14 protein-coding genes and 2 pseudogenes are annotated in these 14,827 nt (G+C 54.0%); 4 read left to right on the top strand and 12 right to left on the bottom strand.

Annotated features, from left to right (window positions below):
- Positions 1–139 precede the first annotated feature (139 nt).
- Positions 140–1,009 (bottom strand): ferritin-like domain-containing protein, encoded by an 870-nt coding sequence (locus tag MUN86_RS18600; RefSeq protein WP_245119535.1) that lies wholly within the window; start codon positions 1,007–1,009, stop codon positions 140–142.
- Positions 1,010–1,040: 31 nt separating this feature from the next.
- Complete coding sequence (locus MUN86_RS18595; protein ID WP_245119534.1) at positions 1,041–1,763, bottom strand: ferritin-like domain-containing protein; 723 nt, start codon at positions 1,761–1,763, stop codon at positions 1,041–1,043.
- A 249-nt stretch (positions 1,764–2,012) separates the two neighbouring features.
- Between MUN86_RS18595 and MUN86_RS18590 the strand changes: the two genes are divergently transcribed.
- Both MUN86_RS18590 and aroC read left to right on the top strand, forming a co-directional pair.
- Positions 2,013–3,575, top strand: coding sequence for a BatD family protein (locus MUN86_RS18590; RefSeq protein ID WP_245119533.1), 1,563 nt, complete (start codon positions 2,013–2,015; stop codon positions 3,573–3,575).
- A gap of 77 nt (positions 3,576–3,652) precedes the next feature.
- Complete coding sequence (aroC, locus tag MUN86_RS18585) at positions 3,653–4,738, top strand: chorismate synthase (protein WP_245119532.1); 1,086 nt, start codon at positions 3,653–3,655, stop codon at positions 4,736–4,738.
- Positions 4,739–4,820: 82 nt separating this feature from the next.
- On the opposite strand, the gene MUN86_RS32445 is transcribed toward aroC, so the two are convergent.
- Entirely contained in the window at positions 4,821–5,327 is a 507-nt protein-coding gene (locus tag MUN86_RS32445) for a hypothetical protein (RefSeq protein ID WP_375379509.1), read from the bottom strand.
- 102 nt (positions 5,328–5,429) lie between these two features.
- A pseudogene (locus MUN86_RS32440) lies at positions 5,430–6,175 on the bottom strand (HTTM domain-containing protein); the annotation flags it as partial.
- 162 nt (positions 6,176–6,337) lie between these two features.
- Here MUN86_RS32440 and MUN86_RS18570 point away from each other — a divergent pair.
- Both MUN86_RS18570 and MUN86_RS18565 read left to right on the top strand, forming a co-directional pair.
- Positions 6,338–6,963, top strand: a pseudogene (locus tag MUN86_RS18570) (NifU family protein).
- Positions 6,964–7,128: 165 nt separating this feature from the next.
- Positions 7,129–7,701 (top strand): acyltransferase, encoded by a 573-nt coding sequence (locus MUN86_RS18565; RefSeq protein WP_245119529.1) that lies wholly within the window; start codon positions 7,129–7,131, stop codon positions 7,699–7,701.
- Positions 7,702–7,827: 126 nt separating this feature from the next.
- Here MUN86_RS18565 and MUN86_RS18560 read toward each other — a convergent pair whose 3' ends face one another.
- From MUN86_RS18560 to secF, 8 genes are all read right to left on the bottom strand, one after another.
- Positions 7,828–8,733 carry a DUF5777 family beta-barrel protein gene (locus MUN86_RS18560; RefSeq protein ID WP_245119528.1) on the bottom strand — a complete coding sequence of 302 codons (906 nt, stop codon included), beginning with the start codon at positions 8,731–8,733 and terminating at the stop codon, positions 7,828–7,830.
- 11 nt (positions 8,734–8,744) lie between these two features.
- On the bottom strand, positions 8,745–9,305 hold the full coding sequence (locus MUN86_RS18555) for a YceI family protein (protein WP_245119527.1): 561 nt from the start codon (positions 9,303–9,305) through the stop codon (positions 8,745–8,747).
- A 24-nt stretch (positions 9,306–9,329) separates the two neighbouring features.
- Positions 9,330–9,704: a hypothetical protein gene (locus tag MUN86_RS18550; RefSeq protein ID WP_245119526.1), complete on the bottom strand. Its 375-nt coding sequence runs from the start codon at positions 9,702–9,704 to the stop codon at positions 9,330–9,332.
- A gap of 61 nt (positions 9,705–9,765) precedes the next feature.
- On the bottom strand, positions 9,766–10,629 hold the full coding sequence (locus MUN86_RS18545; RefSeq protein ID WP_245119525.1) for a hypothetical protein: 864 nt from the start codon (positions 10,627–10,629) through the stop codon (positions 9,766–9,768).
- Between the two features lie 186 nt (positions 10,630–10,815).
- Entirely contained in the window at positions 10,816–11,589 is a 774-nt protein-coding gene (locus MUN86_RS18540) for a hypothetical protein (RefSeq protein WP_245119524.1), read from the bottom strand.
- 260 nt (positions 11,590–11,849) lie between these two features.
- Positions 11,850–12,251 carry a hypothetical protein gene (locus tag MUN86_RS18535; protein WP_245119523.1) on the bottom strand — a complete coding sequence of 134 codons (402 nt, stop codon included), beginning with the start codon at positions 12,249–12,251 and terminating at the stop codon, positions 11,850–11,852.
- Positions 12,226–12,825, bottom strand: a complete 600-nt coding sequence (locus MUN86_RS18530) for an RNA polymerase sigma factor (protein ID WP_245119522.1) — start codon at positions 12,823–12,825, stop codon at positions 12,226–12,228. The genes MUN86_RS18535 and MUN86_RS18530 overlap by 26 nt, the downstream gene beginning before the upstream one ends.
- A gap of 221 nt (positions 12,826–13,046) precedes the next feature.
- Entirely contained in the window at positions 13,047–14,825 is a 1,779-nt protein-coding gene (secF, locus tag MUN86_RS31855) for a protein translocase subunit SecF (RefSeq protein ID WP_311181732.1), read from the bottom strand.
- Positions 14,826–14,827: the final 2 nt, after the last annotated feature.

Here is a 14,827-nt window from a genome sequence, read left to right as displayed (position 1 = left end):
CAACGCCGCAGCAAACTCGGCTTGGAAGTAAGCAAAGGTAACTCCTTATAGTGGGATGCTCTAACAACGAATTAGGTTGCATGAAAAAGGCGTCCCCAATTCTGGAGACGCCTTTTTTAAAGCTGATACTGTTACTGTCTTAGAACTTCACTACCGAACGCGCAATGTTTGTTACGGTCGTGCTATCAAGCGCTTCGTCAAACGCAGCGCTTACATCTTCGGCCGTATAGGTCTTGCCACCTACTGAGGTAAGCGTAAGACCACCTTGTACCAGATTGCCTTCAGTAGGGAAAGTAGCTACCGGGTTACCAGCACCATATACTCCTGCAGGAACCCCGTTCGGTTCGGCGTTGATAATCCACGGGAAGATGTTCGTCTGGTTGCCAGCAGTAGCACCCCGGCGCATAACGCGGATATGTGCGGCGTGGCGAGCTTCTACCGAGTGAATCTGGAGGGCAGTTTGCAGTAAATTATATTGAGCACCACCAATTGTTGGGTTCAATGAAGCATCGATGTTACCAGCTTGGCCTTTATATGCTCGTACGCCCGTGTCCTCGAATGCTTGAGCAAATATCAGGAAGCTCTCATAGGTAGCGAAAGCGTTACCAAAATCAAAACCATTGGCCGGAGCTGGATTGGCATTAGTGCCAAGGGCAGCAGTCAACAATGCTACGTGTGCTTGCTCATGACCGCGAATCGTTTCGATAGCTGTACGGGCAATACCAGTTAGGGGAACAGTAAGAGTAGCGGCCTTCAGCGCTTGGTCGTAGAAGCTGTATTCCAGACGCTCCAGAAGCAGCGCATAGTTGAACACTTCATTTACGCCCATCAAAGTGTTTTGGCCTACTGCCTTGTTGAAGGCCGAGCCGATAGCAATAGGAGCAGCAGCTAGAGCCAGCTTTTTGCCAAAGTTGCCGAGGGCAGTGAAGGCGCTACGGCGATGCGTGAGGCGGTCCATGATTTCAGGATCCACCTTTTCCAACTCGGAAATTATTTGAAACAGGTTCATATGCAGAAGAAGTCAGTTATGAGAAGGTGGATTACTTGCCGACGTTGTCGCCGTTGATTTTTTCCTTGATGTAGGTTTGTGCTGCAGTCAGCACGGTTGTTACATCAAGGGCTTGATCGAGACCGGCTGCGTTAACTACATCACTAGCCGAGAAGCTGCCGGGCGTAATCAAGTCGCGGACATAGGCTGCGTGACGAGCCTCCACGGATACAATCTTGCCAGCCAGCAGCAGATAGTTTTTGTCCTTGATAAGCTTGCCAGCACCGTTGTAAGCACCTACACCTAAATCTTCGAACGTTTTGGCAGCACCTAGCACCGAGGCCCGATCCTTGAAATTAATTTTCGAGAAGTCTGGCGTCAAACCGGGGATAATCATGGTAGGAGCAGCAGCAGTAATGGCTGCTTTGAAGAATTCGCGGTGGATTTCTTCGTGTTTGGCAATAGCGGTTAGCGCAGCCTTTTCATCGGCGGGTATGCCATCATAAGGGGTAGCAACAATTTGAGCGTAGAAAGCGGCTTCTAGCTGCTCCAAAGCATACGCGTAGTTGAGTACGCCTACGTCGCCAGAACCCAAGCTAACGGTACCAGCAGGCATGCCGCCGCCCGTGTCGTCATCATCGCAGCCAGAAAGGAGCAGAGCCGTAGCGCCAGCAGTGGCACCGGCATACATGAAGAACGAACGACGCTTGATGGGAACGTAAAGCGGCTTGGCAATTTCTGCCTCGTCGCCGCCCTTTTTGAGATTGTTGGACATGTGATGAATGATTTGAGTAAAGGAAAATTTCAGCAAACAAAGCCCCCTGCACAGCTCTTGTGGGGCTGTGTATTGTAAAATTCTGGGAATGACTATGTGGTATTTGGAAGGCACTTACGCGGTGCAGGCGAAGGCGGATTTCGTAAGGGCGTAATTTTATTGTTGGGCTTCTTGAACCTGAAACCGCGACTATGCTAACGTTGAGCTTGCCAGCTTATCGAAGTGATTCATAAAAAGCCCTTTTTCTGCTTGGAAAAGGCTTTTTGCGTAGCTTTGAACTGCTACCACTCGCTTTATGCTGCGTTTACTTTTCAGCTTAATTATTTTTTCCTGCTGCTGCTTCATGCCACCGCTGAGTGGTGCGCAGCAGCCGGCCAAGCCGTCGGGGTAGCACCAGCAGCACAAGCAGAGCTAGAACTAGGGCCTGCGGCACTTCCAGTTACCGAGTATTTCACCATCAGTTTTCGGCTGCGTGGGGCGGCTTTGGAGCGCTATTCCGCTTTCCCCGACTTAGAAGGCTTCAAGAAAAGTGGTAAGTCGAGCACGACAACCACCCGCATAGTAGAAGGCCAAACCACCACTGAACTGACCATTACTCAGCGCTACGCGGCTTACACTGAGGGCGAGATTGTCGTGAAACCGTTCACGATGACTATCAACGGCCTGACGGTGCGCTCCAACGGCCTGACGGTGAGGGTAGGGCCCGCACCAACGGCCGGAGCTGGAGCCACTACACCAGCGGGTGGCGGCTTGCAAGGCATCGGGTTGCTCGACAACTTATTTGGCAAACCGAAACCGCAGGAATACGTGGAGCCGAAAGACAATGCCTTCCTGGCCTTAGTGCCCGACAAAACCAGTGCTTTCGTGGGTGAAGGCGTGCACGTAGGCTTGTATTTCTACCTCACGCCCGCCGACCAAGGCCTGCTCGACTTCTACAACTTTGCCGGACAGTTGCCCGATATTTTGCAACAGCTGCGGCAGCGTACGGCTTGGGAAGAGCCTTTCAATGAGCAAGAGATAGTGCCGGAGTCGGTGACGATGGGCGGTAAGCCTTTTTTGCGCTACCGTCTCTACGAAGCTGAGTACTACCCGCTCAACGCCGAGCCCCTGGTTTTTCCGTCTGTGGCGCTGCGCATGGTGAAATACCGACTGGCCAAAAACCCAGCGGAAGGCCTCGACAACCGCCTCGAAGGATATAAAACCTACCTGACCACAGCTCGCACTATTCGGGTGAAGCCGCTGCCACCTCATCCGTTGCGCGACTTAGTGCCCGTGGGCCATTACCAGCTGCGCGAGGCCGTCAACCAAACCACGTTTCGGACCGGACAGGCCTTTACGTACAGTTTCGGGGTGGAAGGCGAAGGCAACTTGGCGGCGGTTAGCGCCCCGGTTGTGCCGCCCAAGCCAGGTCTGGAGGTATACGGCCCCGATGTGCAGCAAGAACTAACCCGGCAGGCCGGCAGGGTTGGTGGGCGTAAGGTGTTCACCTACCGCTTGGTGGCTCGCCAACCCGGCAAGTTGCAACTCGATAGTCTGCTAAGTCTGGTGTTTTTTGATCCTACGGTTGGCCGGTATGATACGCTCCGTGCTGAATTAGCGCCCATCATTCGGGGCCGGTGCGCAATGCCAGTACCTTCCGCGCACCCAGCGACGACCCGTTCTACCAAAATGTGCTTTTCGACGCCAACAATACTTTACAACCACTCGATGCCTACGACGACGTACGCCGCTACGCCAACTATATTTTGGTTGTTTTGCTGGGGGTGGCGGTCTGGGGTTGGTGGCGAAAACGTTGAAATAGCATGTGGATGAGGTTGTAAGTTGATGTTCTGGTAGCTTTGCCTTTCCGAATAGCAACTTACTGTTTCACCAACTCACTCGCTCGTCTCATGTCTAATTCCTTCGGTACGCTGTTTCGCATTACCACCTTCGGTGAGTCGCATGGGCCGGGTATTGGCGTGATAGTGGATGGCTGCCCAGCAGGGTTGGCAGTAGAAGCCACCGACATTCAGGCGGCGCTGGACCGGCGGCGGCCCGGCCAAAGTGACCTGACTACGCCCCGCAAGGAAGCGGACCAAGTGGAAATTCAGTCGGGTATTTTTGGGGGATACACCACGGGTACGCCCATAAGCCTCTATATCCGCAACCAGGATCAGGCCAGCCACGACTACTCCCACATCGAGCACGCCTACCGCCCCTCGCACGCCGACTACACCTACGACCAGAAATATGGCCGCCGCGACTACCGCGGTGGTGGCCGCAGTTCAGCCCGCGAAACGGCTGCTCGCGTAGCGGCCGGCGCCATAGCCGAAAAGTTTTTGGCACATTACGGCATTGCGGTGCAAAGCTATGTGTCACAAGTAGGTGCTGTGCAGGTACCTGTGGGTTACGAACAACTCGATCTAGCGCTTATTGATAGCAACCCGGTCCGCTGCCCACATCCCGAAACCGCCGAGCGCATGGCCGACCTTATCCGCCAGACCCGCGACCGGCACGACACCGTAGGTGGCCTTGTGACCGGCGTCATAACTGGTGTGCCGGCAGGGCTTGGCGAGCCAGTATTCGATAAGCTGCACTCCGAACTTGGCCGGGCCATGCTCGGCATCAATGCCGTGAAAGGCTTCGAGTACGGTTCTGGCTTCGCCGGCACGCTGCTGTTTGGCTCCGAGCACAACGACACCTTTTATACCGACGAAGCCGGCGCCGTACGCACCCGCACCAATCACTCGGGTGGTATCCAAGGAGGTATCAGCAACGGGCAAGACATCTATTTCCGCGTTGCTTTCAAGCCGGTAGCTACCATTTTGCAGCCTCAGCAAACCCTCAACGACCAAAACGAGGAAATCACGCTGGCTGGCCGGGGCCGCCACGACCCTTGTGTGCTACCACGCGCTGTGCCCATCGTCGACGCCATGACCAGCCTTGTGCTGGCCGATATGCTGCTACGGGCCCGGGCTAATAAAGTGACGGAGTAACGCTTTAGCAGGACGTCATTGCGTGCATGGCTCGATGCGTCGCATTTTTTGGTAGTGTTGATGCCTTTACTTCCTTAACCAGTTACTTTAAAGGTGGGGCAGGAGTTATCCAGGTATAGGGTTGGAGAGTACGAGGCTGAGCGGCCAGATTGACGGTGGGCGCCACAATGGGGCGAACAGGACGCTGGTTGAGCTGCACGTAGGAATCGGCATAAACCTGCACTGGGCCAAGGCCGCGTCGGGCATAATCTGCTGCTAGAAAATGTGCGAATTGCAGAATACAGTCGGGTTGGCCGATTAGCTTGCTGTATTGGCGGGGCGTAAGGTACGCTGTGGGCGCAATGGTTTCAATGCGGCCATTAGGCAACACCACCCGGTAGGTAATCGAGCCCGTTTTGCTGCGTAACATCATGTGCCAAGCAAAATGGTGGCCTTCTTCAGTCCAGTGTACATCACCAGGATACGTAAAATGCCGAAGCGGAACCAGCACCTGCACTACCGCATACAAGCCAAGCGCGGTTAACAAAACGGGCGCATAACGAGGTATAGTGGCAGCAGAAAGCGTAACGGCTGACGCGGGTAAAGGCACGCGGGTGGCTATCCAACGGCGTAGGCTGGGGGTGTACCGTGGCCAGGATGGCGGGAAAAACAACGCAGCCGTTATGAATAGCGAAAACCAGGGAAACGTACCTAAGCCAAAAACAAGGACGTTGGAAATGTGGAAAAACGCGGCCGCCGCAAAAGCCCACGGCCGAGTGCGGCGCCACAAGAGCAGGGGTGCCACCAGCAGATCGAAGGCCACGCCCGCGTAGCTCATCACCCAGGGCGTGATACTGCTCCCGAGTATGGGGCCAATAACAGGATAGTGAGCTTTCGGGGCCAGCCACACCGTGAGGGGCCGCGCCATAAACCAATCGGCGTTGAGCTTAGCTAGTCCGGCATAGAAATAGACCAAACTCATCTGAAACAGCAACAAGTAGCGCGTCCAGGCGGGTGTAGTGGCAGCCGGTGGTACCCGGCCCGCACGAACATCGGCCGAGGCGGCACGGTGCGCCGGCGTCAGCCCGAGCATTCCGGCTACAAGGCAATAGAGGTAGAAATGGTTAATGAAGCGAGTTTCTTCGGCTAGAAATAGTAGTGTGTAGCAGAGCGTCAGGAGAAGGGCCGCCAAGCGAAAGTGCCAGCCAGCTGCTACCGCAATGCCGCCCGCGATAGCCCCCAAGTGAATGGCAATGATTAGGGCGGCGACCAATGCGGCAGCCAGTCAAAAAAAAGATAGGAGAAATGTACTTGTGGCTCTATGTACTCGCGGGTGTAGCCAAGGGCTAAGCTACCGGCCATTTCCAGGGCCAGCAAACTGCCTATACCTATACGAGCTACTATAAGCCAGGCAATATCAATGGGGCGAAATAAAGCAGCAGTGAGACGGGCAAGCATACTGGCAAGATACGGGGCAGTCGTCGGATGGGTTGCCCTTTGCTATCTTATCCTCGTTGACTTCTCTATCTTTGCAACTAATCCCGCCTCGCGCGGTTTTATATGACAGACCGGTACCGAAACCGGCTGACTTTCTCCCGCTTGTCTCCAAGTCTTTCAAACATGGCTGAACAACTCACTGCCCCCGCTGCACCGGTTTCAATCTACGCCGAAGCCAGCCCCAACCCCGAATCCATGAAGTTCGTGCTCAACTCGCAGCTGCTAGCTGACGGTGTGAGCGTGGACTATCCCAACCTGGAAGCCGCTGCTAATTCGCCGCTGGCCCAGGAGCTATTTAATTTCGATTATGTAGGCCGCGTGTTCATTGCGCAAAACTTCGTGACCATCACCAAGGTCACGGACTTGCAGTGGGCCCAGCTTATCCCCGAGTTGCGCACTTTCCTGAAGTCGTACATCGAGGCGGCTGGCCCGTGTTCATCGTTGACCCAGCTGCCGAGCAAAAAGCCGCTCAGCAAGCTGCCGCCACCGGCGACTCGTCGGAAGCTGATCAGCAAACCAGCCAAAAAATCATCGACCTGCTCGATAACTATGTGCGCCCAGCCGTGGAGCAAGATGGTGGCAACATCACCTTCAAAAGCTACCTCGATGGTGTCGTGACGGTGAATTTGCAAGGCTCTTGCTCGGGCTGCCCATCGGCTACCGTTACGCTGAAATCAGGCATCGAAAACCTGCTCAAGCGTATGGTGCCCGAGGTGAAAGAAGTGGTAGCAGAAGGCGTTACTGTCTAAACTGGACCTTCCATTTTTGCCTTAAGCTTCTAAGGCTTTTGTTCATAGAAGCCTAGAAACGTAACCTTGCTAGGTTTCTGAACAATGCCTCTACTTTAAGTGGAGGCATTTTTTTGCGCTATATTTCGAGCCCAACGCAGCTTGCCAAGCCCAACCAAGTTTAAAATGAGTTATTTAATCCAGCACGGTTCTTTCGTTCTCAGACAAAGATATTACGCGCGGTTTCAGCATTTTTTCAGAAAACTATGGTTGGGTTTCCAAGGTATGAAAGTAGGAAAAGGTACGGAGCTGCCTCGCCTGCATATTACGTGGCCTCACCAAGTAACACTAGGTGTTAATTGCAAACTAGAACACGACATTTATTTCAAATATGATGGTATTTGGCAGCCTGGATCTGCCATAAAAATTGGCGATAATGTTTTTATTGGCTCAGGATGCGAGTTCAATATCAGTGAGGGAATTACTATTGGTAATGATGCTTTAATTGCTTCGGGGTGCCGATTTATTGACCATAACCACGGCACGGCGCTCAACGAATTGATGAGGACGCAGGTCGGCCCTAAAGAAGCTATTATCATAGAGCCTGATGTGTGGCTGGGTGTAAACGTGGTGGTGCTGAAAGGCGTAACGATTGGGCAGGGCGCTATAGTTGCTGCTGGCGCAATAGTCACTAAATCGGTAGGAGCTAACGAAATATGGGCAGGAGTGCCGGCTAAGAAAATAGGCGAGCGTAAGTGATTTTATTAATCAGTATTTAACTGATTTATTCACGAAAACAAAAAGGCCGCACCTAACAGGCGCGGCTTTTCCATGACTGTGAGTGAATAGAACGGTGGCTTGTGTGATGTCGATAACTAGGAATACTTATTTCGAGTCTTTCAACTGAAAGGCGCGGGAAATATTAAATCCAAAATAAATATCTCCATCAAAGAAGTTGCCCGTGGTTTGCGGAACGAAGAATTTCTCTATCATGCCTTGTGAGTTAGTGAAATGCAGCTGAAACACGTGGCCACCCGTTTCAATATCAAAGCCGAGAGCCAACGAATTGCGATAGTCGTCGGCAGTGTTGCCGGGTAGCAGGTAATAATATTCGGCGGTGAGGGCTAAGCGCTTCGTTAGTTTCTGCCGTGCCGCTGCTCCTATAGCGTACACGTCGTTCTGGTCGCGGCGCAGGGCCACATAGTTGCGGTGAACCAGCGTAGGCATCAGCTGTACCGACAGATTGGGACTGAACTTGCGCGCCAGCAGGGCTTGGTACGTGTAAGTGAAGCGCGACGTGGTGGAGCGTTCGGGCTGGGGCTCAAACTTCAGTGTGCTAACTGCTGAAGTAGCTAAGAGCGTCACCGATATCGGCATGGGGCGCGGGCCGCTGCTTTGGCGTATTGCTTTGTACTTCACAAATCCGTCGTAGGTCTTTTCCAGCGAGCTGCGCCCCACGCCTACGGCTAGGTTGTCGGTGAGGCCGTATTCGAGCCCGAGCCGGATGGTAGCTTGGTCGAGCCCAAAAAACTCGTAGGCCCCGCTGTTCAACGTGCCGAAGCGGTGCGAAATCAGGAACACCAAGCTGCCTTTACCTGGCGTTTCGATGGAGTGGCCATTGATAACCCGTGTGCCTTTGAAGGTGGCCGATACGTACTCACGGCGCAAACTATCCGTGGTTTCACTTTCCAACTGGTTCAGCAGATCCTGTGCTTTCGTGTTGAAAGGAGTTAGCAGAAGTACGGCAGCTAGCCCGCCAGCCACTCGCCAAAGCGTTGAGATTGAAATCATAGAAGAAATGGTTAGGGAGCTGGGTTACAGGCTAGATTCACGGTTACGTCCACCGATTTGGCAATCTGGTTGCGCACCAGCGCCGGAATTTCAATGTTGTAATCGGCCGGAGCCACGGCAAACTTCGACTTGACTAGTAGGCGGTTGCCTTGTTTTTCCAGCGTGCCCGGTACGCGCACGCGCTTGGTTACGCCATGAATGGTCAGGTCGCCTTCCACCTGCACAGTTTGTGGGCCTGTTGCGGGCAGCGCGGCTGCAGTCCAGTTGACAAGAGCCCCCGAAAAAGTAGCTTTCGGGTACTTCTCCGATTCCACGTAGTTTTCGTTGAAGTGCTCTTGCATTAGTGACCTAGGGAATTGAAACCCCTTCATGGGTACCGTAAAGGCAATTTGTCCCGACTGCACATCCACGGCGGCGCCCACTTGCTCGTTTCGTGCCTCAATGTCCTCGATGGGCGTGGCCGAAAAGAAACTGATAGTGCCTGTGCGCGTCAGAAACTTGCTTTGCGCTAATGCAGGCATGGCCGTTAGCCCACTAAGCAAAAGCACGATAAGTATTACTTGATGCTTCATGTTGGGAGAAATAAAAGCCAGGTATCAGTTATTAGCTGCCCCGTCGGTTACCCATTTGCGCAACTGCGTGATGTCGCAATCGGCGAGCTTGGCGCCGCCTTTGGGCATGGGCGAGTAGCCGGCATCGTGGTTGACCGAGCCAATGAGCCGCCCGTTGAGGGCTACCGTCCGAGTGGCGGCATACGTGCTCAGATTCACCCCGCCGCTAGCAAAGTTGTTGTTGTGGCAGGAAGTGCAGTTTTTCTGGAGCAGCGGCGCCACGGTCAGTGCGTACGTAACATCGGCAGTGTTACAAGTGGGCGTTGGCACCTCATCAGGCGTTTGATCTTCGCCATTTTCGGAAGCGCAGGCAGTGAATAGAAATCCTGCCCCTAGCAGAAGCATAAGTTTATTGTACATAGAACGAGTGGATGTGGTGATGAATCAATAAGTAGCCAAGCAGATCTAGCTAGGCCCTGCGCTACGGTGCTGCTACTGCCCAGACGTTGCCGATTCCGTCGCCTTCCACCTTGTTGCGTTGCGCGCCGTCGGGGGCATAGTAGTAGAGCGGCATACCCTTGTAAGTGGTCTGTTGGCGCGTGGTGCCATTAGGACCATCGGGCCGCGTAATGACGCCGAAATCACTGCTTTTGAGGCTGGAAGGCAGCGTGCGACCCTCTTCTAAGTACACTGGCCAAGTGGTAATGCAGTTGCCGCTGCAGTTGGTCGGCTGGGTAGTAGGAGATGTTTGGTCGCGGCTGAAAGTGTAGAGGGTGCGCCCCTGGCTGTCAATCAGGAAGTTCTTGAGGGTGCTTTGGTTGGTGGTTTTGTTGACAACAGTAGTGCGAGCTAGTAGCACCGAATAGTCGGGCTTCATCACAAACCATACGCCGCCCACGTTTTCGCCCTTTACCTCACCGGCTTTTTCGCGCACATTCTGTCCTGTGGCATCGGCGGGGGAGTAGTAATACATGGGCCAGCCTTTGTAGGTGGTTTGTGGCTGGCCATCAGCAGTGGTGATGGTAGCAAAATCTTCGGCTTTCAGGCCTTCCCCCGGTACTATGTTGGGCTCGTAGTAGATCGGCCAAACGGCGGCGCAGCCGCCCGTACACGTGTTGGCGCCCGATAAGTCACGGGTGAAATAATAGATGGTGTTGCCTTGCGCATCAACCATGTAAGGACCAAGCGTCGTGTTGTCGACGAGCCTGACAGTGGGAGTAGGGGTTTTATCATCGTCGTCGCTACAACTGCTGACAACAAACGTGAGCCCGGTGATGAGTAGCACTACGGCATACCACGCTAGAACAAAGCGGCTGCGCAGGGCATAGAGAGGCTGTCTAAGCATGATTTCTTAGAAAAAAGGTGGAACAGAAAAGGAAAGTCAGGCTAGCTCGATGGCTACGCAGCGCACATACCGGGCCCGGCAAAGACGTACTATAAGTCCAGCCTGAAAGAGTGGCCCCGTCGCGAACAGGACCAGAGAAAGCAAAGGAAACAGCGCCCGTAGGCTATGCTGAAAAAAGAAATAGGTTCAACGCAGTAGTCCGTATTTCACAGAAAAAGCGGCTCCTCCGCTAGTCAAGCGCACTTTTCCAGCTCCCACCCCGCCCAGCGGCAACTGCAGAAACGGCTCGGCTTGTAACGACCAGCGGCTCCCGAGCGGGCGCTCCACGCCACCCGACAAGTTGAGTAAGCCAAACGCATGGTTTTTACCCTTGTACACCTCCGCAACAGCCGTTCGAGGCTGGCCATTTACTTGGTAATCGTAGTCGTAGCACTCATAGCGCATTAGCAACGAGGAAAGCCCCACGCTGGCAAACACAGTGTATTTCGGCCGGCTCACAACATCAAAGCGCAGATTCAGGGGTATTTCGGTCATGCGGCAGTTGGCGTTTACCTCGTAGTCGCCCTGCCGCCAAGGCCAGGAGGCGGGTATGGTGTAGTCGGAACTAGCTGCTCCATATTGCTTTACGCTCCTGATTATCGAGGTTCGGACCCGTAGCCGTGACGTTAGCCGATACTCAAGTGTCAATCCTAGATCGTTGCCGAAACGAGCAGTTTCTAGGCGCCGTACCGCGCTAAACGAGGGCGCCACCAGCACTCCTATCACCAATCGATGCGCGAGCCGCGGCCGTTCCGTCTTCTTCGTTTGCGTTGAATCAGGCGCAGGTGTTGGAACAACTGGTTTCTGCGCCAGTGTATCCTGGGCCGGCAGGGTAGGGGCAACCGAAGCCGGCATCGTGGGTAGCTGCGCTAATTCTGGTCGTTGAGAAATTGCTGGTGTGGTGGTAGAAGTAGTTGCCACTTCCTTGGAAAGCAGCGGGTCAGCCTCTGCAAGCTCATTGTTTGTGGCCGGGTGGTTATTTGATGCTTCGGCTTCAACGGAAGAATTCTGGACCGTTAGGTTCCGTTGTGCTTCATCGGCGGCAGCTATCAACTGGCGTTTCCGAGGCGTTATGACACCTATAAATAGGTTGTCAGGGGCTTCTGCCCGAGGGCGCGCTGTTGCTACACGATGGGAAGAATGAGGGGCTGATGCATCAATGGATGCTAAGGCTGACTCGTCTACTTCTGGGCTGGCAAGTGCCTTCGGAGTGGTCGGCACCAGGTGTGGGGGCTAACCGAAGGTTTCAGCGTAGTAGCAGTTTGCTCGGAAGCCGCGGAAGTAGCAACTGTTGCAGCCTTTTTAGTGACAGGCAGAGTCGTGCGAGCTGGCTGCTGCGCTACTTCAGTGCCCGTGGTTGCTATCCGGTAGCCTTGCCACAGCAGCAGCAGCAACGCCACTATGGCTACCTCAAGCATAAACAGACGCACTACTTTCCGGCGCACCAATTGGTCGGTTGCGGCCTTGTTTAGCTTGTCTTCCATGCGTAACCAGCCGCCCAGAGGAATTTCCTCGGGGTACGCCTCGGCGCTGCGCCGGACTAGCTCGTCCAGCTCTTCATCCGACATATTTGGCGTACGCATGGTGTTTATTTTTTTTAAGAAGAGTTTTTAGATGCTCCCGCGCTTTGAAAAGGTTTGATTTGGAGGCACCCACCGAAATGCCGAGTTGCGTGGCAATTTCTTCGTGGGTATACCCATCAATGACGTACATGTTGAACACCGCCCGATAAGCCGGTGTGAGCTGTCCAATCAACTGCAGCAATTCTTCGAAAGACAGATTATCGAGCGGAGAATGGCCGCCATCGGCATGAGAACCAGCTACCGTATCCAAATCCGTTTGGAAAGCGTGCCGCGAATTGGCCCGGAACCGGTCTATGGCCGTGTGCACCATGATTTTGCGAATCCAACCGCGCAAAGAACCCGACACGTCGGTATGACGGGAAGTGTCGAAGCGCGGCAGATCCTGAAAAACTTTCATGAAGCCATCGTTCACGGCTTCCAAGGCTGCATCCCGGTCGTGGAGGTAGCGCAAGCAGACACTTAGCCCGTAGCTATAGTAGAGCATGTACAGCCGCCGCTGACTAGCCTGTTCCAGCCTTTGGCAGCCGGTCAGGATTTCAGTAAGCAGCGCAGAATCTAGTTCAAGGCTAGGCACAATAGCGGGGAGAAGATTCATAAGGCCACTCGCACGGCACCAAGAAATGGTTGCTTGAGAAATAGAAAATATAGTAAAAATCAACTTGCACCCCTACGCGGCTTCATAAAACCTAATAGGCTCTAGGCTATAGAAAGACCACTCTTACAGCGTTCGAGGGGTTTGTAACAAAAAAAGCCCGGCCAATTGGCCGGGCTCTTCTGCAAAAGTTAACTCTGTACTTATACCGTAGCCTTCGACAACTTAGGCGCGTCAACGTCATCGGCAATTTTGGTAGAGAGGTCGGTACCACGCTCGCGGGCTTCTTTACGGCCGTAGGTATCGAGGATAATCGGCGTCGCGATGAACAACGACGAGTACGTACCGAAGATGATACCTACCAGCATTGCAAACGAGAACGAGCGAAGCGTTTCACCACCAAAGATGTACAACACGAGCACCACTAAGAACAGCGTGGTAAACGTAATCATGGTGCGCGAGAACGTGCTGTTCAAAGCCGGGTTCACTACTTGAGCGAACGTGAGCTTGGGGTTCTCCCGCAGGTATTCCCGAATCCGGTCGTAGATAACTACAGTGTCGTTCATCGAGAAACCGATGATGGTAAGCACCGCCGCCACGAAAATCTGGTCCATCTCGTAGTTCAGACCAAACAGGCGCGCAATCGGGAAGCAGGCAATAACCAGCAGCGCATCGTGGAACAGGGCCACTACCGCCGCCATCGAGTACTGCCACTTCTCGAAGCGGAACAACACGTAGACGAAAATGCCGAGCAGCGTCAGGCCAAGGCTCAACACCGAAGTCCGCTTGATGTCGTCGGCAATAGTAGCGCCTACTTTCGAGGTGCTCTTGATCTGTGGATTGTCGGCGCCATACTTTTTGAGGCCGGCCATCAATGTAGCTTCCACTTTTTTGTCGGCCGCTACGCTCTCATCGTCGGCGAGGTAGCCCGTGGTAATGCGCAAACGAGTAGGCTGACCGAACGTTTTCACTTCGGTGCCCGCGCCTTGGAAGGCTTCGGTCACAGCCTCACGAACATCGGATGCTACCTCAGGCTTGGCGAAATCAACCACGTAGGCGCGGCCACCACGGAAGTCAACACCCAAGTTCGGGCCACCTTGCACAGCCATCAGCACGAAGCCGATTACAATGAAGACGGTAGAGAAGGCGTAGGCAATCTTGCGCTTGCCCACGATGTCGAAGTTCATGTTGGTGAACAGCTTCCGCGAGAGGAAAGTCGAGAACGTAATCTTGCTGACCGTCTTGCCTTTCACCAGCCACTCAATGATCAGGCGCGAGATGTACACGGCCGATAGGAACGAGGTGAAAATACCAATCAGCAGCGTTACGGCGAAGTTCTGCACCGGACCCGTTCCGAAGATGAACAGAATCAAGGCAATGATGAGCGTGGTAACGTTGGAGTCGAAGATGGCCGAGAAAGCGCGCGAGTACCCTTTGGCAATAGCATCGTGCAAAGTCAGACCGTGGTCGAGTTCTTCCCGAATACGCTCGAAGATCAACACGTTGGCATCCACCGACGAGGCAAATACCAGTATCAAACCAGCAATACCCGGCAGCGTGAGGGCGAAGGAAAACTGCGCCAGTACGCCCAAAATCAGAAAGCTGTTGAACAGCAACGCGGCGTCGGCTACCATACCAGCGCGACCGTAGTAGAGCGCCATGAACGCCATGATGATAACCAGACCAGCCAGCGAAGAATACAACCCTTGGTTGATGGCTTCTTGACCGAGCGACGGACCAACTACCGCTTCTTCTACAATGCGGGTAGGGGCGGGCAGTTTACCGGCCTTCAGTACGTTGGAAAGATCTTGCGCTTCTTCAATCGAGAAGTTGCCGGAGATGCTGGTGTTGCCGCCGGCAATTTCCGACTGCACCACTGGGTCAGAGTACACATAGTCGTCGAGCACGATGCCCACCTGACGGCCGATATTGGCGCCAGTCATTTTCTGCCACCGCTTAGCGCCCGAAGGGTTCATAGCCATGC

The organism is Hymenobacter volaticus (assembly GCF_022921055.1).
Taxonomy (GTDB): Bacteria; Bacteroidota; Bacteroidia; order Cytophagales; family Hymenobacteraceae; genus Hymenobacter; species Hymenobacter volaticus.
The sequence above is the reverse complement of the archived record's forward strand: the minus strand, read 5'-3'. Positions and strand labels throughout refer to the sequence as shown.